Annotated in this window: 20 protein-coding genes; 10 read left to right on the forward strand and 10 right to left on the reverse strand. The window is 70.6% G+C overall.

Going from position 1 to position 22,090, the window contains the following annotated elements; genetic code table 11:
- Nucleotides 1-9: 9 nt before the first annotated feature.
- The 3 genes from AB0G08_RS02260 to AB0G08_RS02270 form a co-directional block, all read right to left on the reverse strand.
- On the reverse strand, nt 10-2,310 hold the full coding sequence (locus AB0G08_RS02260) for a pyridoxal-phosphate dependent enzyme (protein WP_358081897.1): 2,301 nt from the start codon (nt 2,308-2,310) through the stop codon (nt 10-12).
- A gap of 92 nt (nt 2,311-2,402) precedes the next feature.
- The gene (locus AB0G08_RS02265) at nt 2,403-3,827 is read right to left on the reverse strand and encodes a lyase family protein (protein WP_358081900.1); all 1,425 of its coding nucleotides are present in this window, start codon (nt 3,825-3,827) and stop codon (nt 2,403-2,405) included.
- A gap of 909 nt (nt 3,828-4,736) precedes the next feature.
- Nucleotides 4,737-6,305, reverse strand: a complete 1,569-nt coding sequence (locus AB0G08_RS02270; protein WP_358081903.1) for an FG-GAP-like repeat-containing protein — start codon at nt 6,303-6,305, stop codon at nt 4,737-4,739.
- A 24-nt stretch (nt 6,306-6,329) separates the two neighbouring features.
- Here AB0G08_RS02270 and AB0G08_RS02275 point away from each other — a divergent pair, with 24 nt between their 5' ends.
- Both AB0G08_RS02275 and AB0G08_RS02280 read left to right on the forward strand, forming a co-directional pair.
- Nucleotides 6,330-6,998, forward strand: a complete 669-nt coding sequence (locus AB0G08_RS02275; RefSeq protein ID WP_358081905.1) for a tetratricopeptide repeat protein — start codon at nt 6,330-6,332, stop codon at nt 6,996-6,998.
- Between the two features lie 132 nt (nt 6,999-7,130).
- Complete coding sequence (locus AB0G08_RS02280) at nt 7,131-7,826, forward strand: hypothetical protein (protein WP_358081907.1); 696 nt, start codon at nt 7,131-7,133, stop codon at nt 7,824-7,826.
- Nucleotides 7,827-7,929: 103 nt separating this feature from the next.
- On the opposite strand, the gene AB0G08_RS02285 is transcribed toward AB0G08_RS02280, so the two are convergent.
- From AB0G08_RS02285 to AB0G08_RS02300, 4 genes are all read right to left on the reverse strand, one after another.
- Nucleotides 7,930-8,544: a hypothetical protein gene (locus tag AB0G08_RS02285; protein WP_358081909.1), complete on the reverse strand. Its 615-nt coding sequence runs from the start codon at nt 8,542-8,544 to the stop codon at nt 7,930-7,932.
- A gap of 230 nt (nt 8,545-8,774) precedes the next feature.
- Nucleotides 8,775-9,080: a hypothetical protein gene (locus AB0G08_RS02290; protein ID WP_358081912.1), complete on the reverse strand. Its 306-nt coding sequence runs from the start codon at nt 9,078-9,080 to the stop codon at nt 8,775-8,777.
- Nucleotides 9,058-9,993 carry a hypothetical protein gene (locus AB0G08_RS02295; protein ID WP_358081915.1) on the reverse strand — a complete coding sequence of 312 codons (936 nt, stop codon included), beginning with the start codon at nt 9,991-9,993 and terminating at the stop codon, nt 9,058-9,060. Before AB0G08_RS02295 ends, AB0G08_RS02290 begins: the two co-directional genes overlap by 23 nt.
- 68 nt (nt 9,994-10,061) lie before the next feature.
- Nucleotides 10,062-10,295 (reverse strand): hypothetical protein, encoded by a 234-nt coding sequence (locus AB0G08_RS02300; RefSeq protein ID WP_358081917.1) that lies wholly within the window; start codon nt 10,293-10,295, stop codon nt 10,062-10,064.
- A 197-nt stretch (nt 10,296-10,492) separates the two neighbouring features.
- Between AB0G08_RS02300 and AB0G08_RS02305 the strand changes: the two genes are divergently transcribed.
- The 3 genes from AB0G08_RS02305 to AB0G08_RS02315 all read left to right on the forward strand — a co-directional run bounded on the left by AB0G08_RS02305 (nt 10,493) and on the right by AB0G08_RS02315 (nt 13,377).
- A complete protein-coding gene (locus tag AB0G08_RS02305; protein ID WP_358081919.1) occupies nt 10,493-11,725 on the forward strand; it encodes a hypothetical protein in 1,233 nt (410 codons plus the stop codon).
- Nucleotides 11,726-12,015: 290 nt separating this feature from the next.
- A complete protein-coding gene (locus AB0G08_RS02310) occupies nt 12,016-12,771 on the forward strand; it encodes an SUMF1/EgtB/PvdO family nonheme iron enzyme (protein WP_358081922.1) in 756 nt (251 codons plus the stop codon).
- Between the two features lie 156 nt (nt 12,772-12,927).
- Nucleotides 12,928-13,377, forward strand: a complete 450-nt coding sequence (locus AB0G08_RS02315) for a hypothetical protein (RefSeq protein WP_358081924.1) — start codon at nt 12,928-12,930, stop codon at nt 13,375-13,377.
- Between the two features lie 82 nt (nt 13,378-13,459).
- Here the strand turns inward: AB0G08_RS02315 and AB0G08_RS02320 are convergent, their stop codons facing one another.
- Nucleotides 13,460-13,771, reverse strand: coding sequence for a ThuA domain-containing protein (locus AB0G08_RS02320; protein WP_358081927.1), 312 nt, complete (start codon nt 13,769-13,771; stop codon nt 13,460-13,462).
- 60 nt (nt 13,772-13,831) lie between these two features.
- Here AB0G08_RS02320 and AB0G08_RS02325 point away from each other — a divergent pair, with 60 nt between their 5' ends.
- The 3 genes from AB0G08_RS02325 to AB0G08_RS02335 all read left to right on the forward strand — a co-directional run bounded on the left by AB0G08_RS02325 (nt 13,832) and on the right by AB0G08_RS02335 (nt 15,899).
- Nucleotides 13,832-14,824 (forward strand): GlxA family transcriptional regulator, encoded by a 993-nt coding sequence (locus tag AB0G08_RS02325; RefSeq protein WP_358081930.1) that lies wholly within the window; start codon nt 13,832-13,834, stop codon nt 14,822-14,824.
- A complete protein-coding gene (locus tag AB0G08_RS02330; RefSeq protein ID WP_358081933.1) occupies nt 14,817-15,617 on the forward strand; it encodes a DJ-1/PfpI family protein in 801 nt (266 codons plus the stop codon). Before AB0G08_RS02325 ends, AB0G08_RS02330 begins: the two co-directional genes overlap by 8 nt.
- 159 nt (nt 15,618-15,776) lie before the next feature.
- Entirely contained in the window at nt 15,777-15,899 is a 123-nt protein-coding gene (locus AB0G08_RS02335; RefSeq protein ID WP_358081935.1) for a hypothetical protein, read from the forward strand.
- A 99-nt stretch (nt 15,900-15,998) separates the two neighbouring features.
- Here the strand turns inward: AB0G08_RS02335 and AB0G08_RS02340 are convergent, their stop codons facing one another.
- Nucleotides 15,999-16,715 carry a glycosyltransferase family 2 protein gene (locus tag AB0G08_RS02340; protein WP_358081938.1) on the reverse strand — a complete coding sequence of 239 codons (717 nt, stop codon included), beginning with the start codon at nt 16,713-16,715 and terminating at the stop codon, nt 15,999-16,001.
- 77 nt (nt 16,716-16,792) lie between these two features.
- Entirely contained in the window at nt 16,793-17,524 is a 732-nt protein-coding gene (locus AB0G08_RS02345; RefSeq protein WP_358081941.1) for a YdcF family protein, read from the reverse strand.
- 331 nt (nt 17,525-17,855) lie between these two features.
- On the opposite strand from AB0G08_RS02345, the gene AB0G08_RS02350 reads away from it, so the two are divergent.
- Entirely contained in the window at nt 17,856-19,826 is a 1,971-nt protein-coding gene (locus AB0G08_RS02350; RefSeq protein ID WP_358081944.1) for a cellulase family glycosylhydrolase, read from the forward strand.
- A 663-nt stretch (nt 19,827-20,489) separates the two neighbouring features.
- Nucleotides 20,490-21,863: an RICIN domain-containing protein gene (locus AB0G08_RS02355; protein ID WP_358081947.1), complete on the forward strand. Its 1,374-nt coding sequence runs from the start codon at nt 20,490-20,492 to the stop codon at nt 21,861-21,863.
- Nucleotides 21,864-22,090: the final 227 nt, after the last annotated feature.

Here is a 22,090-nt window from a genome sequence, read left to right on the forward strand (position 1 = left end):
GGTCGTCCCTCAGTGGGCCGGGGCCAGGGACGCCTCGTCGCTGACGGCGTCCGGACTGTCCTCGTCGACCAGCAGCTGGACCTGGTCCACGGCGGTGTGGAGCCGGTGGACGACCTCCGCTCTGCTGGCGCCCGTGGCGATCACGTGCCCCAGGCGGTCGTAGCCGCTTCGTGGTGGCCGCACGGACGTGCCGGGGGACGCCGTCACGGTCACCTGTTCGACGCCGTCGAGGCGCTCGGTCTCCGCCCCGCCCGCGGTGCCCCGGAGCGTCCCGGGTCGGGAAGCCACCAGGAACTCGATCGCGGCGTACCCGTGCGTGGTCGAGGAGAGCCGGGTCGGTTCTCCGACGGCCGCGGCCAGCTGCGCGGCGAGCAGGTCGGAGCCGGTGGCGAGGCGGTAGAGCTCGGGGATCATCCCGCCGGCCGGGCGGGGGTTGATCTCGATGATGGCCGGGCCGGACGGCGTGAGGCGCACCTCGGTGTGGGTCGCCCCGTGTGACATCCCGACCGTGGCGAGCGCCCGCAGGACGGCCTCCACCATCTCGGCTGCCTGATCCGCCGGCAGGTCCGCGGGAAAGACGTGACCGAGCTCCACGAAGTGCGGCCCCCCGGTCACCCGCTTCTCGGTGATCCCGAGGCAGCGGTTCCCGGTGCTCTCGCCGAACACCTCGACGCTGAACTCGGCACCCGGCACGTACTCCTCGACAAGTGCGCAGCAGGCGGTCGGCATGCCCCGGACGTTGACGCGCATGCCGAGGACCGTCTTCACGTGCGCGGTCGCCTCCTCGACGGTGGCGCAGAGCAGCACGGCGTTCGATGCGGAGTCGTCCGCGGGCTTCACCACGCACGGCAGGCCGACCTCGCCCACCGCGGCAGCGGCCCGGGCCGGGTCCGTCACCGCCACGAAGCGGGGTTGCCGGATCCCGCTGTCCCGCAGGGCCTCCCGCAGCAGGGCCTTGTTCCGGCAGGCGGCCACGGCTGCCGGCGGGTTGCCCGGCAGCCCCAGCCAGTCGGCCAGCTCGGCGGCGAGCACGGTGTAGAAGTCGCTCGTCGTCGTCACCCCGGCGAGCTGTTCACGACGGAACCTGCCCTGGATGAGCGAGCGCAGGGCCGGCAGGTCGTGCGTCTCGCAGACGAGGACCTCGCAGTCGGCGTCGGCGAGCCCCGGGTAGCGGTCGGGACGGTCGGTGAGCAGCACCGGACGCAGCCCCATCCGTCGCGCGACGTTCAGGGCGAGCACGCCGGTCCCGCTCGTGTTCGCCTCCAGGAACAACAGGTACCGCTCGCCGTTCGTGCCCGGGACGTCGTCCGTCCGCGACCAGCTCACGGCGACCTCGCCGGGGTCGATCGGGCGCGGCTGGTCCATCGCGTCCATCTCGTGGAGGCGGTCGGCGGCCCATCCGTCGTCGTAGACGGTCTGCGCGTACCGGTCGCCACGGTCGGGGAAGATGCCGACGATCCTGGTCCCCGGCTCCACCCGGCGAGCCACGTCCTTCAACACCTGGTAGACCGAGCCCGACGTGTTGCCGCCGAAGATCTGCTGTTCGCGGGCCAGGTCACGGGTGGCGCGGAACGCCTCCCGGTCGTTGAGCCAGTGCACCTCGTCGATCTGGCGGCGGTCCAGGTTGGCGGGCTGGAGGCTGTTGCCGAGTCCGCCCTGGAGCCTGGTGGGCACGTCCGGTTGACCGAACAGCACGCTGCCCACGCAGTCCACCCCCACCACCCGCAGCTCGGGCAGCGCGCGTCGCAGCGCCCGGGCCGAGCCGCACAGCGATCCACCGGTGCCGACCGCCCCGACCAGGACGTCGAAGGAGGTGAGGTCCCCCAGCAGCTCTGCGGCCAGCGACCGGTACGCACCCGGGTTGTCCGGATTCCGGTACTGCTCGGGAAAGAACGCACCCGGCAGGCATTCGAGGAGCTCGTGCAGCCGTTCGAGGCGGGCGCCCTGCCAGCCCTGGCTGGACATCCGGTCGACGACGTGCACCTGACACCCCAGGGCGCGCAGCTTGGCGAGCGTCACGGGGTCGATCCGGGGGTCGGTGACGACGTGCACCGGATGTCCCAGGGCGGTTCCGACGAGGGCGACTCCCAGCGCCATCGTGCCGGAGGAACTCTCGACGATCGGCGCGCCCGGCCGGAGTACGCCCAGCCGCCTGGCCTCGAGGATCACGTGGCGGGCGACGCGGTCCTTCATCGCGAAGAGGTTCTGGAGTTCGAGTTTGGCGTACACCTCAACGCGTGGGTCGACATCCATCCGCAGCCTGACCAACGGCGTGTGCCCGATGGCGTCGACGACGTTCTGGAAGATCACGCGCCGGCCCCCGATCGTTCGTAGGTGCCGATGTCGTCCGCGCCGACCCGGGCTGCTCCGCTCAAGATCCTCATTCTTCCCCGATTCGACGCTTATTGACGCCCGAGCAGCGCCCGAGCGGAACCTCGCCGTTCACGACGGTCGGCCCACTGCTGCCGGAGGAGTCGGAAGTCGTCCGCCTGGCTGGCGAGCAGATCGGTCAACGCTTCGGGATTGACCGAGCCCGCCGACCGCTTGCCACGAATTGCGTTGTCGATGTCGAAGGCGTTGGCGAGCACGCGTGCGCCGTCGGAGACCTGGTATCCGTGCCGGCCCGCGACCTCGGCCAACAGCCCGGGGTCCCCGGGATGGGGCGGGATGTCGGCGGAGATGGCCGCGGCGATGTACTGCCCGACGACGATCTGGGCGTCGCGCCAAGGGATCCCGTCGTTCAGGGTCAGGTCGTTCGCCAGTGCGAACGCGCCCAGATACTCCCGCCGGCAGGCCTCCCGCATCCGGTCGGATCGGAAACGCAGGTTGTCGATGACGGTCGAGAAGAGCCGCAGGGCGGTCCGCGTGGTGGAGACGGAGACGTGGAGGTTGGCGGTCGCCTCCTTGGACACCTCCACCATGTTGGAATAGGGCGTCGAGCGTTGGGCGAGGACGATGTCCACCCCGAAGGCGCCGAGATGCGCCAGCTTTCCGCGGATCCGCTCCAGGATCGGAAAGTTCTTCTTCTGCGGCATCGCCGCCGAGATGCCGGAAAGCTCGTCAGGCAGGTCGATGAAGGCGTACTCGTTGCTGCCCCAGGCCATGAGGTCGGTGACGAAGCGGCTCAGTTCGGCACCCAGAATGGAGAATTCCGCCATCATCTCCAGGGCCAGCGACCGGGACGCCACCGCGGTCAGGGCGTGCGGAACCGGTCCCGCGAAGCCGAGCAGGTGCGCCATGCGATGGCGGTCCCAGGGCAGCTGCTGACCCGCCATCGAGCCCGCGCCGAGCGGGGAGAGGTCGTTGCTGTCATAGGTGGCGAGCCAGCGGCGCAGGTTGTGCAGGATCTGCTGAGAGAGGGCGGCCAGGTAGAAGCCGGGAGTGATCACCTGGGCCGCCTGGAGATGGGTGTATCCCGGCATCAGCAGATCGGTCGTGCCGTTCGCGAGTCGATGGACGGCCTCACCGAGGCCCAGCAGCTCCTCCGCCGCCCCACCGAACCACTCGCGTGCCGCGAGGGCGTGCGCGGTCGCCTGAGAATCGTTACGGCTGCGGTCGACGTGCCAGGCCGGGACCGGCCCGGTCAGCTGACGATGCACCCATTGCTCGATGGCCATCGACGTATCGGACATGTTGGTGGAGGGGTCGGCGCTGAGCGTCGACTCGTCGATCCTGCCAAGCTTGTCCGCGATGTCTCGTCGCTGGTCGCCGGTGATGACCCCCATCCGCTCGTACTCGAACAGGAGGACCACTTCCACGGCGAGATAGTGAGGAAGCAGGTGGGTCATGTCGAAGACGAACTGCGGTCGGAGGATCTCGTCGTGCACCTGGCGGGACGGGCCGCTGGACAACCGTCCTGACATCAGGGCGGAGCCCTCGGGAACGAGCTGCAACTGAAGACCCCCGTTATGGAAGTTGCACGGCCGCGCCGCAACCGACTCCGCGCCTTGCGGCGCGTGACATCGCCTGCGGATCAGACCGCCTCGAATGAAAGACAGTGACAGTCACCTGAGGGAGGTACGACGATTCACAAGAAAGGCGCGACCGGCAGCGGGGGATGATTCCGACGTTTGCCGTCAGCAGACATCACACCAACTCCCCCGTGGAGCGACTACAAAATCGTGTAAGCAACGGAGCAGGAAACCGCAGTTCAAGCCAATATGCGATCTTCAATGCGGCGAGCGTAGCCGCGCACCCCGCGCCAGGCAAGGGACCGCATTTCGCGCGCTATGTCTGATACAGGTTGTATTTGCTCGTCCCGGCACCCAGCTCCGAAGCGCCCGCCCGGGCACCCTGACGACGGCGGGAGCTTTTCCCCCGACCGAGGCCACTCCTGGCTATTCATACTGCTGGCAGGGCTGACGGCCAGGACGGACCGAGTGTCGTCGGCGCTTTGGAGACTCGGAACGTGTCAGGCATTTTGACCAGTGGGAGTTGATCCCGCCCCATCGTCAGCTAACACGGGACAGCGCCTGCCTGCATTTGGCCCTCAAGCAGAATTCCAGGTTCCGTCGATGACGCCTGACGGGAAGCAGCCCCGCGACTACCGACCGTGCGGGCTGCCATCGCATTTCCGACTCCCCGGCCGGCGACAACTTCCCCCGCCACCCTGATTGAGGGAAGTGACCCCTGTCAGCCGGACACCTTGGCCTGTCAGGGACTCTCGGTGGATCTTCTCGCAGGGGTCAGGACTGACGTCGCCCGGACGGCTGTACCGACGCCGAGGGTTAGCCCCGTCAGCGGAGAAAGAGGGTTCCCTGCCATCCTGGGCCGTGTGCTGCCATCGTCGGGAACATCAATCCGCCAGCGAAGCGGCCTGCATTGATGTTCGTGATGAGCCTGCCCGCACTGTTGATCGAGATCAGGTCGGCGCGACCGTCCCCACTCAGGTCGGTCGGGTGGGGCAGCATGTCGGCGTGCCAACCCTGGCCCACGGAAGCTCGGGCTCCCAAGCTGACACGTCCGTTCGTCATGCCCTGATTGCGGAAGGCGGCAAGCGTCCCGTCCGCCAGTACACCGAGCACATCCGCAGGCCCGTCGCCATCGAGGTCGACGAGGTGCACGGCCAGGTGACCGGTCCAGCCCTCCCCGGCCCGTTGACCGGCAGCGAACATTCCGCCGGTGAAGCTGCCGGTGTTCAGGTAGTGCCACAGCGAGCCATCGGACTTGACGGACACCAGGTCGACTCTTCCATCACCCGTCAGATCACCGACGATGGGACGCTCGGCGGTGCTCCACCCCTGGCCGACCTGGACGGCCGGGGCCCAGGTGACGGCACCGTTGTTCATGCCGGTGTTACGGAACGCCTTGAGCGCGCCGTCCGGGAACACTCCCAGCAGGTCAGCGCGCCCGTCGTCATCGAGGTCAGTCAGGTGCATCGCCAGCGTCCCCTGCCAGCCGCTGCCGACCTGGACACCCGCCGCGAACATGCCACCCGTGAAGGACCCGGTGTTCCTGAACTGCACCAGGGCCCCGGTGCTGGTCACTGTCAGCAGGTCCGCGAGCCGGTCGCCGTCGACATCACCGACGAGAGGCAGCTGGGTGGCCGACCAGCCCTGCCCGACCGTCTGGGTAGCGCCCAGCTCCGGCCAGTTCATCGTGGTGCGCAGGTTCTCGTACGCGTTCAGCGTGCCGTCCGCCCGGACGGCCAGCACGTCGGAGCGCCCGTCTCCGCTCAGATCCACACTGTCGACGCCTCGGCGCAGCGCAAAGGTCACCAGCGGGTGGAGCACGCCGTGCGCCACCGACTCGGGACGGGAGGCGATGGCGGGAAGGAGGTTACGAAGCTCCTGGCGAAGGTTGTTCGCCACGGCGCTCTGTCCCGCGCGCTCGGCGATCAGGAGATCCACGGCGCGGGTGGCCGCGTCCACGAGGCGCACCGTCTGCTGCAACCACGGTCCCGCCTCGTTCGTCAGGCTGGTGTCCATGGTCTGCAGGGCCGTACTGGCCGCCTTGAGACCAGAGAGCCTCTGCTTGAGTGCGGCGGCGGCGTTCTCCACCCCGCTTCCGGCACGGAGGGCGTTGCGGAAGCTCCTGATGGCCTCGGCCAGCGCCACCGAGTCGGTGTGGTCGATGACGGACGAACGGTTGATCTCGGCGAAGGTCCGCAGCTGGCCCGCCATCGATCCACCCAGGGTGTCGATGGCGCGGGACCAGGAGTCTTCTGGCTGGTAGCCGCCCGGATTCCAGGCGTAGTCGGCGGCGGTGAGCAGGGGCAGCTGGGAGGGGCCCTGCTGGGTCATCTCGTTGAACAGGATTCCCGGAGCAGCGGAGAGCGCAGCCTCGCGCCCGACCAGCGGGCCCATCTGGAGCCGGTCCCAGACCTGGTCGTGTACTACGTGGACCGGGCCGCCCTGCACCGGGCGGCGGGGCGGCCACGGGCCGCGATCAGGGACTACGACACCGCGATCCGCCTGGGACCGCACCTGCCGGAGGCGTACTACAACCGGGCCATGCTCCGACAGGAGCGGGGCCGTGCCGCGCGGGCGCGTGACGACCTGGAGCGCGTGCTGACGATCGATCCCCGGCACCTCGACGCCCGGATCGCCCTGGTCAACCTGCACGTCCGACGCGACGCGTTCGATCAGGCCGAGACGGACGCGCGGGCCGGGCTGGCGCTGGCCCCGCAGGAGCCCGCGCTGCTGTGCACCCTCGGGCTGATCCGCTCGGAGCGCGGCAGCCTCGCCGAAGCCGACCGGCTGTTCAGCCAGGCGCTGGCCGGGGATCCGGAGCTGGTCGAGGCGTGGACGAACCGTGCCGCGATCCGGTTCGAACGCGGCGACGTGCCCGCCGCCCTGGCCGACCTGGACCAGGCGGTCGCGCTGTCGGAGGCACCTGTCCCCCGCTACAACCGCGGCACGGCGCTGATGCGGCTGGGACGGTGGGAGGAAGCCGCCCGCGACTTCACCCACGCGCTCACCCAACCCGAGGTGGACCGGTCGCTGCGCCGCGACCTACGCGCGGAGCTGGCCCTCTGCCGTCGCGCCATGCCCCGGTGACCGGCGGCCAAGGCGGTGTCGGCGGCCCCGCGGCAGCCGACCGAGGAGACGGCGCGCACCGGTCCGTCGGCGGAGTCACGGCGCGGCACCGCCAACGTCTGGGTCGGCCCGACGAGGCAGTATCGTCCCGGAATGGCCCCGGTGACACCGACGCTGCCCGCAAGCACTGCGATGCTCCACTACTACCTGCTGCAAGCGGGCGGCGGGGAGGACACGACGGGGGCGGGACTGCTGGTCGAGGAGTTCGTGCTGGACGACGACCTGTCGGCCGTACGGCTGCGCAGTGCCTGCTGGACGGCGGCGGACGCCGGCTGGTGGAGCTCGGCGGCGTTCGTGCGAGCAGTCCGCACGGACCCGCGCCTGCGCTCCCGGTTGACGGCCGTCAACCGCCCCCGGGCGGAAGCGGCGTACGGTCGACTCGGCGGCGGGGCGCTACCGGACGAGGACACGCTGCGCCGGCACTTCCGCGACGACGTCCCGCTGGCGGCCGGCACACCGTTGCGGCTGGGCACCGGCCCGGCGGTTCACCGGGTGCTCTTCACCGGTGAACCGGACGGTGACGCGATAGCCCGCCTGTCGGCGTTGCTGCGGCTCGGCGCCGCCCCTGGCACGGACGTGACCGAGCCGGGCGTCGTCGGCACCGGCCGGCTACGGGTCAACGACACGAACCACCTCTGGCATCTCCGCCGCGTCGGCGGTGTCGCGTGGAGCATCGACGTGACGTCCGACCCGGCCGGTGGAGAGGGACTGCGCTGGGTGCTGCGCCAGGTCACCGACGTGGCCCGCTGCCACGGCCTGGTCCCCGTCACGATCGAACGCCTCTCCTGACGACGACCGGAGCCGGCCGATCACGCGTGGGCAGGCGTGGGCCGGGGTTGACGCACGCCAACTGCGGTAAGCCCCGTCTCCGGATCCACCCCGGTCAGGATCATCACCGGGGTGGAAGCTTCTGGCGCGCAGGCTCGGTGAACTGTTCCGCAGCCTGCGCGGTCGGGTCGGGAACGGGTGCCTGGCCCCGCGCGAGACCGGAACGGAGGTCGATGGCGGTGAACCTGGTCTCGAAGCTGTCCCCGCCGCTGCCGCTGAAGACAGCGGCGATGCTCACCACCATGTACAGGGGCGCGAAGGACCAGCAGAGGGCCCGCCAGCCTCCCCGCCAGGCCCCGAAGCCTTCCCCGTCGGAGGTCCTGACGGAGCGCATGCCGGAGGCGGCGTCCCCGAGGCTGCCGAGCGATCCCCAGACCATGCCGTACGCGAAGACCACCACGAACCAGATGGCGGCCATGACTGCGGCATGAACACCGGTGCTGGCGAACATGGCCATGGAGAGCCGGCCGAACGCGAGGTCCTGGTTGGCCGCGTCGACGGCGCCCATGAGGACCCCGGCCACCACCATCACCACGAGCGCGTCCAGGGTCCGACCCCAGAAGTGCGGCCACCCGGCCTTGCGGACGTAGTAGGCCCCGGTGTCCGTGTGCCGGCGTACCGGCAGGCCGTTCACGGCGTCGATCAGCCCGGTCGTGGACGGTGGTGTGGAGCGGCTCATGATGCCCTTCTGATCGGTTCGGCTGCCGTCCTCCGGCGGTCCGCCGGCTGGGCGAGCGGCCGTCACGAGAACGGGGCCGGGCCGCCGAGCCCACGGACACCATCGGCCGGGCCGGCCACCTCCTGCACGGCCGCAGCCAGCGACGGCGGCGTCAGACCTGGACGGTACAAGGTCGGACGGCCGGTCCGCCTTTCCCGCCTGCCCTCTGCGGCTCGGGGACCCGGCTGTGGTCAGCGGATCAATCGCCCAACCAATACCGAACGCGCCCGCGCCGGCACAGATCTCCCCGCGATCGCCGGCAACAGCCCACGCCGGATGACCGAACCAGAATCACGAACCTGGTGACGGCGCTCGGCGACATCGACACCGTGCTCCGCGACGCCGAGACGGCCGACGAGGCCGAGGTCCACCGGCAACTCGGGCTCCGGCTCACCCGCTGCCCGGAAACACAAACGGTGCGGGCAGGTGTTGACCTTGCCGCGCACCGTATTGGGCGAGGAGACGTCGAAGGCCCTACCGCTGGCTGAGTAGTCCAAGATCGGTGCGGTACCAGGATGTTCCGATGATGACGTGCAGCTCGTGGCCGCGGCAGAAGGTACGGGCTCCACGTACCTCCATGCCGTCGGGCAGGACGAGCCGAGTCGGTTCACCGGCAGGTGTCACCGTGGCGGCATCGATCTGGAACGGAGTGACCAGGTCGTACTCGGGTCCGTAACCCCGGATGAACGCGCCAGTGGTGCCGTCGGTCAGCAGGGCGTGCGCGCTGCGGTAGGGGGCCGGGCCGTGGTCGGTCGGCGTGTCGCCGGTGACGGAGACGAGGTGGAACTGGGTGTAGGCGCAGGTCCATGCCGTCTCGTCGGCGAGGTTGAGGGCGTAGCAGTCGAAGATCTCCGGCATTGCTGGTCGTTGCGGATAGAGCCAGTCCGGTTCGAGGTCTGCGGTGAAGCGGGCGAGGCCGTGCGTCTGGGGGCCGCTGCCGGCCATGGCCTCGTCGAAGTAGCCGGCCCAGATTGCGCCAGAGGGGGTGGTCAGCAGGTGCCCGATCGCGTCGCCGAGGTCACCCTGATGTTCTCGTCGCCCGTCGCAGGTCCATACCTCCGCGTTGGCGCCATCGCGGTTTCGCGAGCGGGCGAGCAGGATGCGGTCGCCGGGTAGGGGCTGCACGAACCAGGGTTGGACGCACCCGTCGAGCTGCACGGACCGGACCGGCTGCCGGCCGCCGTCATGCACCGTGATCAGACGCCGTTCAGGGTGCTCCCGGCTGGCCCAGACGGCGACGGCCCGATTGTCCGGGCCGACACCGACCGTCTCGGGTGTCCGCTCCCACTGCCGGTCGGTCCGGTCGGGGCTCAGGTAGCCGGCGTGGCGCAGCGGAGCAACGGGGAGCCGGAGGACCTCCAGCCGCCGGCGCAGGCTCTCCTGGTCATACTCATGTCTGGTCTTGGGCACGGAATGTTCCTCCTGATCGTTGGTACGGGTCTGTTCGCGTCGATGGCTCGCTGCTGCTGCGGCAGCCTTCAGGCGGGGACGGCGGTGATCTGGGCGCGGGTGGCCAGGGCGAGCTGCAGCAGTCGCTCGTCGGCGCGCATCTCGGCGTCGAAGTCGCCCAGGTACACCGGGACACGGTGCCGGGAACTGATCAGACGGTCGAGTACGGGGATCACCGGCTGCGCGTGTGGGCCCATCGTGGCGAGGGCCTCCATGGCAGGCCGCGCGTACGCCTCGATGATCCGCTCGATCGACTCCGGCAACTACATGACACCCTCGGCCGCTGCCCCACCAGGGCGTCGGGCGTCCTGGAAGCGGCCAGTCGGCAGAGGTCCGAGGGAGTGGTACTGACGTAAATCAATGTATCGTTTCATCGATGTGAAGTGATGGGTCGCTGGCGACCTGTCGGGGCAACGCCGCCTCCACCGTACGAAACCGACGATGTCTAGGGAGAACGACAATGAACGAACATCGGGAGGGGCGGCTAGGGACGCGGTGGCGGCGGGCAGCCCGAACCGCCGTCGCGGCGGCGGCCGCCGTCGGGCTCACCGTGCTGGCCCTCGGGTTCACGGCGGGCGCGGCCACGGCGGGCGCCAGCCCTGCCGACCGGGGCACGCCGGACGCCTCGCTCGCCGCCGCGTCGGTGTCCCGGGTCGCCGCGGGCGATCTGCACACCTGTGTGATCCGCACCGACGGCGCACTCTGGTGCTGGGGCAACAACTTCTACGGCCAGCTCGGCGACGGGACCACCACGCAACGGACCGCTCCGGTCCGGATCGGCGACGCCACCACCTGGGCGCATATCGACGCCAGCATGAGCACCACCTGCGGGGTACGCACGGACGGAACGCTGTGGTGCTGGGGCAGCAACCACAACGGGCAGCTCGGCGACGGGACGACCACGAGACGGAGCAGCCCCGTACGGATCGGCGACGGCACCACCTGGGCCAGCGTCAGCACCGCCGCCAATCACACGTGCGCCGTCCAGACCACCGGCACCCTGTGGTGCTGGGGCTCGAACCGACACGGGCAGCTCGGCACCGGCGCTACCCCCCATCTGGCGACCGCCCCCGTGCAGGTCGGCACGGCCACCACCTGGGCGAGCGTCACGACCGGGTACGCGCACACCTGCGCCATCCGCACCGACCGGACGCTGTGGTGCTGGGGCAGCAGTTCGGACGGGCAGCTCGGTCTCGGCATCCGGGACTACCGGGCGACACCGACGCAGGTGGGCACCACGACCACGTGGAGCGGCGTGACGGCCGGGTACGTGCACACCTGTGCCATCCGCATCGACGGGACGATGTGGTGCTGGGGCGAGAACGGGTACGGCCAGGTGGGCGGGGGCGCCGGCTTCCAGACCACCCCACTCCAGGTCGGCACCGCCACCATCTGGGCAAGGGTCGAGACCAGCGTCGACTCGTCGTGCGCGACGCGCACCGACGGCAGCCTGTGGTGCTGGGGCCACAACGCCTCCGGGCAGCTCGGCGACGGCACCACCACCCACCGGTCCACCCCGACCCGGGTCGGTAGCGCCACCACCTGGACCGACAGCATCGCCGCGTCCTACCACGCCTGCGCGATGCGCACCGATGGCAGCCTGTGGTGCTGGGGCGACAACTCGTTCGGGCAGCTCGGCGACGGCACCACCACCCACCGGTCGACCCCGGCACCGGTGGCCCTGCCGGGCTGACCGCCACCGGTCGACTGGGCCGTCGGTCCGCGCCGCTGCCACTTCGGCGACGGCGCGGACCGACCGATTTCGCGGAGCAGGTCCGGACATCCCGACCCCCAACCGCCCGGCCCTACGCTACGAACTCCCGGCCCGCCACCTTGCCATCCGCAACCATGACGCGGACGGGACAGTCCGTTCGGGTATCGAAGAGAGATTCCGATCAAGAAGGCGCCAGGCAGTTGATTCATGCGCGGGCTGGGGCCGTCGGAAAGCACCGACCGGCGACCGGGCTGCTAGCGTTCGGCGCCATGTGGACCGGGGAGATCGTGGCCGGGCGCCCGGCATGGCGGCACATCCCGTCGGGCGTGCTGTTCCGGAAGGTTCCGGGCGGCACGTTTCGGATGGGCCTGTCCGACGCGGAGCTGGACGCGGTACGCGCCATCGAGCGCAGCGGTGGGGTCGAGGACACCATCGAGCCGTTCCTCGCCAGTGCCGGAGACGCACAGCCGGTACGGGAGGTGCGGGTCGAGCCGTTCCTGATCGCCCGGCACCCGCTGACGGTGGCGCAGGTCCGGCACTGGCTGCCCGGGTACGAGGACGAGTACGCCGAGGCGGACACTGGCACGGCACGGCTCGAAGACGACCTGGACGACCTGCTCGAGCTGTTGCCGTTCCGGTTGCCCAGCGAGGCGCAGTGGGAGTACGCGGCCCGGGCCGGCACCACCACGCTGACCTTCCGCGGTGACGGAAAACCCGGCGAGGACCAACTGCTCGACGACTTCGGCGACGAGCCGCGGACGGCCGCCGGGGAGAACGCGTTCGGGCTGGCGGCGATGGGATCGGCGAACGAGCTCTGCGCCGACGTGTGGATCCCCGGGTTCGCGGACGCGCCGGCAGACGCGCGGCCCCGGACCGGCGAGGGGCCCCGAACCGTACGTGGCGGAGCCGCCGACGTCTACCCGTGGCAGGGCTGCGACGAGTGGCTGCTGCTGCTCTCCGCCACCCGGTACGTACACGCCCAGTTCACGGCGGTTCGCCCGGTCGCACCACTGCCGACCCGCTGAAAGTCGTCTCAGCCGATGCGGGGTGCGGAAGGCTCCTCGCTGCCCTTGCAGAAGTGGCTGCGCGGCAGCCCATCGCCCGTTCGAGGTAGGCAAGCCCGAGCCTCCCCGACGGCGTCGGATAGCCCGCACCGACCGCGACGACCACGGAGCCCGACCATGAAGCTGCCGCCCGGAGCCACCGGCTTCAACCCGCCACCCGGCGCCCAAGCGGATCTCAGGGCCTTCACCGCCGTCTGCCACCACGCCGCCCGAACCGTCGACGCCACCGTCATCGGCGTCACCCCCGCTGGCGTCACACCGAGCTTCCACACGGTCGACATCGCCGGCGCCCACGACCACATCGCGGTGCTGCGGCACACCATCCTGCCGCTCATCGCCTTCGCCCGCCCCCAGGGCGACGGCGACGTCATGGTGACGTTCGTCGACCACCCCGACCTCGCCGCCGCCCTCACCACCCGGACCGACGCCCAGTCCCTCACCGCCGAGCAGCTGCAGACCGCCCTGTCACAGGTCGACCTGAACGCCCTCAGCCCGCATGAACACGACCAGATCGACTACTGGAAACCGACCACGGTCGGCGAGCTGCTGTTCAACTTCTGGGACTGAACACCAGTGGGCTGAGACAACGAACAACAAAGATCTTCTAGCCGGACGGGTGACGGGTCTAGTGACAGCGATCCGTGACGCATCAACCGGCCGCCCATCGGATCCCGCCCAGCAGATGGGCCCGGAAGTCCGGCTCGTCGTACGCCTCGGCGGTGTGCCCACCCGCGGTGTAGAACGAGCGCCCACCCGCGATCTCGACGCACCACGCGTGCGGATGGTCGGCGCCCATCGTCCCGCCCTCGTACGAGGTCTCGTCCACCGACAACAGGACCCGCGCGGTCGACCGGACGCCGCACCGGTGGTTGTACCACTCGTCACGGCGGGTCCACGTCGATCCCAGATGGGCGGTCGCCGGGTGGTCGTCCGGCGGGCGACTGTGGTTCCGGACGAGCATGGCCGGATCTGTGGGCCGACCGTCGTTGCCGCGACCGGCGCCTCCTCCAATACTCGCTGCATGGGAGCTCCGCCTTCGCGCGTCGACGGCACCCGGGACGTGCTCATCGCGGCGGGAGACGGCGCGGTGCTGCTGGACGTTGCCGGGCCTTTGCAGGTGTTCGCGCTCGCGGCCAGGTGCGGGGGCGACTACCGGGTCCGGCTGGCCTCGCCCGGCGGCCGGCCGGTGCACACCCGGGAAGGGATACGCCTCGGCGTCGACACGGCCCTGGACGCGGTGACCGACCCGGTGCACATCCTGATGGTCGCCGGGTGCGACACCGCGCCGACCGGCAGCGCGCTGGTGCCGCTCGCGCAGGCGGTACGCCGCGTGCGCGAGCGGTGCACGGTGCTGGCCTCGGTGTGCGTCGGCGCGTTCGTGCTGGCCGAGGCCGGCCTGCTCGACGGCCGCCGGGCGACCACCCACTGGGCCTCCTGCCGGGAGCTGGCCGACCGGTACCCGCGGGTCACCGTCGAGTCCGACGGCATGTACGTGCGCGACGGCGACGTGTACACCGCCGCCGGGGTCACCGCCGGCATCGACCTCGCCCTGGCACTGGTGGAACGCGACCACGGCGGTGCGCTCGCCCGCCAGGTCGGCCAGTGGCTGGTGGTCTTCCTGCAACGGCCGGCCAACCAGTCGCAGCTGTCGGTACGCGGCCGCGCCCGGTCGTCGCGCCACCCGGCGCTGCGGGCGGCGCTCGACGCGGTCGCCGAGCAGCCGCACGCGGACCACTCGCTGGAGGCGATGGCCGCCCGCGCCGCGGTGAGCCCGCGTCACCTGTCCCGACTGTTCATCGAGGTGCTGCGCACCACGCCCGGCCAGTACGTCCAGCGGATCCGCGTCGAGGCCGCCCAGCAGCTCCTCGAAGCCGGTGACGACCCCGTCGAGGTCGTGGCCAAGCAGTGCGGCTTCCGCAGCCCCGAAACCATGCGGCAGGCCTTCCACCGGGTCCTGGGGATGGCCCCGACCGCGTACCGCCACCAATTCCAGGAAGGTGCGAATCATGCCTGACAATCCGAGCCGGCGGCAGCTGCTGACCATCGGAGCCGCACTCGCCGCGACCGGCCTGACCATGGGCGGCGCCGACCCGGCCGCGGCCCACCGCAGGTCACCGGCCAGCGACGAGGAGCCGCTCGACATCGCGTTCCTGGTCTTCGACGGGCTCGTCCCGCTCGACCTGGTGGGCCCGCAGAGCGTCCTCAGCGCCGCCCGGCGCGCGGGCGGACCACCGGCGCGGCTGCACTTCGTCGGCCCGGACCTGACGCCGATATCCGCCGGCGACAGCGGCATGCAGTGGGTGCCGACCGCCACCTACGACACGCTCCCCCGGCCGGACGTGCTCGTCGTGCCCGGCCCGGGACAGCCGAGCATCCTGATGCGGGACCCGCGCATCCTGGCCTACATCCGCGCCGCGCACCAGCACACCCGCGTCACGTTCGGCATCTGCACCGGCGTGCTGCTGCTGGCCGCCGCGGGCATCCTGCGTGGCCGCTCGGCGACCACCTACTGGGCGTTCGCCGACGAGCTGCCCCTGTCCGGCGCGCGGTTCAAGCGGCATCGCTGGGTCGTCGACGGGCGTATCGTGACCAGCGCCGGCGTCAGCGCCGGCATGGACGCCGCGCTGGTGGTCGCCGCGCGGTTGTGGGGAGAGCGCACCGCCGGGCGCGGGCAGGCGTTCCTGGAGTACGACCCCCAGCCGCCGTTCGACTACGGCAAGGTCGAGAACCTGCCGGACGCGGACGAGAGCCACCTCTGGAGCCTGTTCCAGGCGGAGCGCGACCGGGTCCGCGACGTGCTCACCTGAGCACCGCTCCCGGCACGGCGGGCGGTGGCCGGCGCCCGGCAGGACCCGTCCCGCCTGTACCCCGCCCGGTGCGGCACCGACCCGTGGGTGTCCCAGTCCTGTTGCCGGGCGATGCGCCACGCCGTCGCGAGGGACACCCGGTCGCCGAGGAGCCTCATCTTGAGTTCGGTGATCCGCTCGTGGGCCGCCAGCGCCGCGCGGTCCGTACACCCGCCGAGACGCACGTCGCGCAACAACAGTTGCAGCGCCTCCGACCGGATGGTGTTCGGCGCCACCAGCTGATGGCTGCCGTCGACGGCGAGCGCGTTGTCCACGAGATGCAGCAGGGTGGGCGCACCGGGCAACGGTGCCGCGGGCCGCCGGGGAGCATGTCGCGCCGGCTCAGCGGCCGGCGCACGGCGCGTCGGGCCTGGGTGTCTCGGCGGGCACCAGCAGCGGCCGGTACGTCCGCACGGAGTCGACGAGCACCCCGAAGTGCGAGGAGGCGTTCCCGTCGAGGTACCGGGTGGGCACCGTGACCTGCTCGATCGGGCAGCGGTTGCGGGCGGCGGCGACCAGGACGGCCATCTCGTAGTCGAAACGCTCGCCCGGGATCGTCAGCAGCCAGCGCACCAGCTCGTGCGGATAGGCCCGCAGACCGGTCTGGGTGTCGGACGCCGCCACACCGGTGGTCACCTTGAACAGGGTCCGCGTGACGGCGTTGCCGATCCGGCTGCGTAGCGGCACGTCACCGTCGAAGCGACGTACGCCGAGCACGATGGCCCTGGTGTCGCGTACCCGTTCGGCCAGGCGCAGAATGTCTGTCGCCCGGTGCTGGCCGTCGGCGTCGGCGCACACCACGTCCTTTCCCGGGTGGGCTCGCAACACGTACCGGCAACCCTCCTTGAGCGCGCTCCCCTTGCCGCGGTGACGGTCCAGGCGCCGCACCGCGCAGCCGAGGTCGCTCACCCGCCGCAGCAGTCGCGCCGAGTTCGGGCCGCTGCCGTCGTCCACCACGACGACAGCCGTGTGTGGTGTCGCCGTACGCAGCTCAGCCACGAGTTCGACGAGCCTCTCATCCGGCTGGTACACCGGCAGGACCACGACGGCATGTGTCATGCCACCCTCCTCGTCAGCGCGCGACGCGTGTCCACCGCGGACCCGGTGCCGGCACCCTTACCCCCGGCGGGCGATCCTCACTCCGTCCGCCCGCGCGCGGTCTCGGGCCGCCTCGGCGGTGCCGGCGGACGGCGTCGTCGGCGGGTGAGCGTCGCCACCAGCGCGACGAGCCGCCGCTCGCGGCGCAGCAGCGCGGCCGGGCTGCGTGCGCCCAGCAGGCCCAGCCACGCCGCGGCGTGCAGCGCACGCGGTGACCAGGAGGAACCGACAGTGCCGGCGTCCGGCACCGGGATGTCGAGCATCGCGCCGGTGGGAAGCCGAAGCAGCCGCCCGGCAAGGAACCTGACGCGGGGCAGGTGCCACGGGTGGGAGACCAGGCCCAGCGGCTGTCCCGGGCCGAACGGGACATCCGCGAGCAGTCCGTCCTCGACCGCGTAGAGCACGTTTTCCAAGGTGCTCGTCGACCGCGTCTCGGCCATCAGGTCCGCGTACCGGCCGAGCCCGGCTGCCCGGGCGCGGCTCAGCATCAGGTCGCCCTCGCGGCAGCCCGGCGGTGGCATGTCCTCGCAGCGGTGTCGCCCCGGCCAGCCACCGCTGAAGACGACGCGAGGTCGGGGAAGCCGCGCGGCACCGCTGCGGTAGGTGGCGACGTGGGCGACCGCCGCGTCGACGCGGGCGGCGCTCGCTGGCGTCAGCGTCCACCGCCCGTCGACCCGGTGCACGCCGCACCCGAACACCAGCAGCACCGGCGCGGTCGGGCGGTGGGCGGACGGAGCCGCCCGACGCCACTGACGATGAGTTGCCGACATCCTCCTGCCCATCCCGTGCAGGGGTGGCGTACCCGCTGACGGTCGACGCGTTGCGGTGCAGGCCACTCGCTGCGCGGCCCCACACCGGGCGAGGCTACTCCTCACCCACTGCGCGGCTCGGCCACTCCCGCCAGCACCGTGCCGGCGGTCGGCCCTCGTCGGCGGCCGGCGCGGCACCCGTCTGCGGGTACGGCCAGGTGGTGTGCGGCGGGCCGTACCCGACGGGGTCTTCCCTCGCGGACGTCTCGGCAATACCGTATGGGAGCGCTTCCATTTGTCCCGCTGGATGCGTTGCGAAACCGCCCACCACCGCCTGGAGGCGTCAGTGTCCATGAAACGAAGAGCTCTCGCCGCCGCCGCTGCCGTGCTGGCCGGCGCCGTCGCGGCCGGCCCCGGCGTCGCCGTCCCGGCCGGAGCCACCCCCACCACCGCACCCGCCGCAGCCGCGGTTCCCGCCAACGACTGGCTGCACACCGAGGGCAACAAGATCGTCGACGAGGCCGGCAACGAGGTTTGGCTGACGGGAACCAACTGGTTCGGGTTCAACGCCTCGGAACGGGTCTTCCACGGCCTGTGGTCCGGCAACATCACCCAGATCACCAAGTCGATGGCCGACCGGGGCATCAACATCGTCCGGGTGCCCGTCTCCACCCAACTGCTGCTGGAGTGGAAGGCCGGAACGTTCGGCCCCGTCAACGTCAACACCTACGCCAACCCGGAACTGGCCGGCAAGAACGGCCTGCAGGTCTTCGACTACTGGCTTCAGCTCTGCGAGCAGTACGGCCTGAAGGTCATGCTGGACGTGCACAGCGCGGAGGCCGACAACTCCGGGCACATCCATCCGATGTGGTATAAGGGCACGATCACCACCGAGCACTTCTACCAGGCGTGGGAGTGGGTCACCGCGCGTTACCTCACCAACGACACCATCGTCGCGATGGACCTCAAGAACGAACCGCACGGCACACCGAACCAGCCGCCGCGCGCGAAGTGGGACAACTCGGCCGACCAGGACAACTGGAAGCACGTCGCGGAAACCGCCGCCCGACGGATCCTGGCCATCAATCCCAACCTGCTGATCCTGGTCGAGGGAATCGAGGTCTACCCCCGCGAGGGCGAGAGCTGGAGCTCGCCGAACACCGACCCCGACCTCTCGCCGAACTACTACTACAACTGGTGGGGCGGCAACCTGCGCGGCGTGCGCACCCTGCCCATCAACCTGGGCGCCCACCAGGACCAACTGGTGTACTCGCCGCACGACTACGGTCCGCTGGTCTTCGAGCAGCCCTGGTTCCAGAAGGAGTTCGACAAGACCTCACTGACCAACGACGTGTGGCGGCCCAACTGGCTCTTCATCCACGAGGACGACACCGCGCCGTTGCTGATCGGCGAGTGGGGCGGCCGACTCGGCCAGGACGCTCGGCAGGACAAGTGGATGACCGCACTGCGTGACCTGATCGTCGAGCACGGGCTGCACCAGACGTTCTGGGTGCTCAACCCCAACTCGGGCGACACGGGCGGACTGCTGCTCGACGACTGGAAGACCTGGGACGAGCAGAAGTACGCCCTGCTCAAGCCGGCGCTGTGGCAACACAACAACAAGTTCGTCGGGTTGGACCACGCGGTCCGGTTGGGCGGCGCGGCCAGCACGACCGGCATCAGCCTGGCCGAGCGGTACGCCAACGGCGGGGGCGGCGACACCATCGCGCCGACCGCCCCGGGGCAGCCCGCCGTCAGCGGCATCACCGCCACCGGCGCCTCGCTGGCCTGGGCCGCCGCGTCCGACAACGTCGGCGTCACCTCGTACGAGGTGCTCCGGGCGACCGGGACCGGCGCGGCGACCGTGGTGGGCACCGTCTCCGGCACCAGCTACACCGCCACCGGGCTGACCGCGAACACCAGCTACACCTTCAGCGTCCGGGCCCGGGACGCCGCCGGCAACACCTCCGCCCCCTCGCCGGGACGTACCTTCACGACTATCGACGGCGGTGGCGGCGACGCCGGTTGCACGGCGACCTACCGGGTGACCACCTCCTGGTCGGGCGGCTACCAGGCCGAGGTGGCCGTGAGGAACACCGGAACCAGCGCGACCAGGAACTGGACGGTCACCTGGACCTCGCCGAGCGGCACCTCGATCGGCTCGCTCTGGAGCGGCCGGCACACCGTCTCCGGCTCGACGGTGACGGTGCGCAACGAGGCGTGGAACGGTGCCCTGCCCCCGAACGGGACGACCACCTTCGGCTTCACCGCCAACGGCCCCGACACCGTGCCCGGCGACATCTCCTGCGCCGCGTCGTCCTGATCGGCCTCGACCGGCATCCGTGCCGGTGACGCGACCGGCCGGTCACCCACGCGACGGGTGACCGGCCGGAAGCGCCGCAGCCGCGACCACGACACCCATCGCCATCCGCCGACCTGGCCGGGGTGCCGCTCCCAGCCTCTTACCTTGAGCCTTCCTCGAAGCTGATCTTGCAGCTCAGGGTGGGTGCGGCGCGCCCGGGGATCAGCGAGGGCGAGGCTCCAGGTAAGGCAGCGGTCATGCTGCTCGTAGCGGCACCGCTGGTCAGTCGTGGCGGCCGTCGAGGTCGGGTCGCCGACCCAGGTGCGCCAAGAAGTTCCTTCTAAAGTGTTCCTCGTTGCCGCGTCGGTGATCGGAGCCACCGATCTGGTACTTCCGGTAACCCCACTCGACGTGAACGGAACTGCCCTCGCCGCGGAGACCCTCGCAGATCGCCGGACGCAGTTGACCGGGCTGGCATTGCCGGTCGCTGACCGGACGGCGGCCTGTGCTGGAGGGTCGGAAGCCCGCACGTGCGGCATTGACGTAAATCATTGGATGGACGAGGGTGTCCAGACGGCCGATTGCCACACCACTGGTCGATCCGGTGCTGAGGTCATCGTCCGCCTCAGTCCTGGCAGGCCCCCAGGCCAGCCGGCACCTCTCATGCGAAGGAGTGCACCCCCCATGGGGCTTACGCCAACGCCAACCCGCAAGATCGCCATTGGTGCGACCCTCGCCGCAACCGTCGCAGCCCTCACCGGCATCGGTATCGTCGCCGCGCCGAGCAGCAGCGCCGCGGTCGGCTGCGGCGTGCTCTTCGATGACTTCAACTACTCGTCCCGTACGGACGCGGCCCTTGTCCAGCGGGGCTGGAGCATCCGGAGCAGTCCCGGCGGCCCGGGCGTGAGTGGTGCGCGCTGGCTCGCTGACAATGTGTCGTTCCCGACCGTCGACGGGCAGAAGGTCGCCCAGCTGCGAGCGGTCACCGACGGCACCGCGGGCGGTACGTCGCACGCCGAGTTCTCGCAGAGCAACCGCCGCTTCTTCGAGGGCACCTACCTCGCCCGGATAAAGTTCGCCGACGCCCCGGTCAGCGGCCCGGACGGCGACCACGTGAACCAGACCTTCTACGCCATCTCCCCGCTTGCCGCTCCGCGCGACCCGATGTACTCCGAGCTGGACTTCTCCGAGTACCTGCCCAACGGCGGCTGGGGTGAGCCGGGCCCGATCAACTACCAGACCAGCTGGTACACCTACGTGGCCGATCCGTGGTACGCCGACAACCAGCACAGCAAGCAGGCCGGCAGCATCAACGGCTGGCACGACGTCATGGCGACGGTCTCCGGTGGTCACGTGAAGTACTACATCGACGGCGCGCTGGTCGGTGACCACTCAGGCAAGGTCTACCCGCGGCAGAACATGTCGATCGACTTCAACCAGTGGTTCATCGACCTGACAGGGCGCACGGGGGTCGGCACCAGCACCTGGATCCAGTCGGTCGACTACGTGTACCACGCCAAGAAGCAGGTGCTGAGCCCCACGCAGGCGGCTGCGGCGATCAACGGGCACCGGTCCGGAGGCACCGTGCACGTGGACAGCGTAGTCACCACCAACGACTGCGACCCCGGCGTACCACCGGGCACCAACCCGCCGACGACCCCGCCGGTCACGCCCGGCGCGACGATGCTGCAGTCCAACTTCAGCGGTCGCTGCATCGACATCCCGGGCGGCGACCCGGTCGACGGAGCCCGCCTCCAGATGTTCGACTGCAACGGTAGCGCCGCGCAGAGTTGGGCGTTCCACGGTGACGGCACGCTGCGGGCGATGGGCAAGTGCATGGACCCGGCCGGTGGCGCCCTCGCCAACGGCACGCCGATCCAACTGACCGCCTGCAACACCAACCCGGTGCAGCGGTTCACCCTCACCTCCGCCCGGACCCTGGTGAACGTCTCCTCCGGCCGATGCGTGGACATCAAGGACTGGGTCGGTAGCAACGGCGCCGCGCTACAACTGTGGGACTGCGCCGGCACCGCCAACCAGATCTGGGGCAAGCTCTGACCGGCTGACAGCAAGAAGAAGGCCCGCACCGGCTCGGTGCGGGCCTTCTTCTTTCGGCGATGGGGGCGGGCTTGAAAACCGACCCGCACGCCGCCACATACCGCAGGTACGGTGCGCTCGCCTGCAACAACCACCGGCTCGGGTACAGCGGCTGCCTCTGCTGATGGTGAGCAGGTCCGCCAACCGGTACGCCCATCGCGTGTTCCGGTCGGCAGCCGGGGCCCCGC

This window comes from Micromonospora sp. NPDC023644, assembly GCF_040640115.1.
In the GTDB taxonomy this organism is placed as follows: Bacteria; Actinomycetota; Actinomycetes; order Mycobacteriales; family Micromonosporaceae; genus Micromonospora.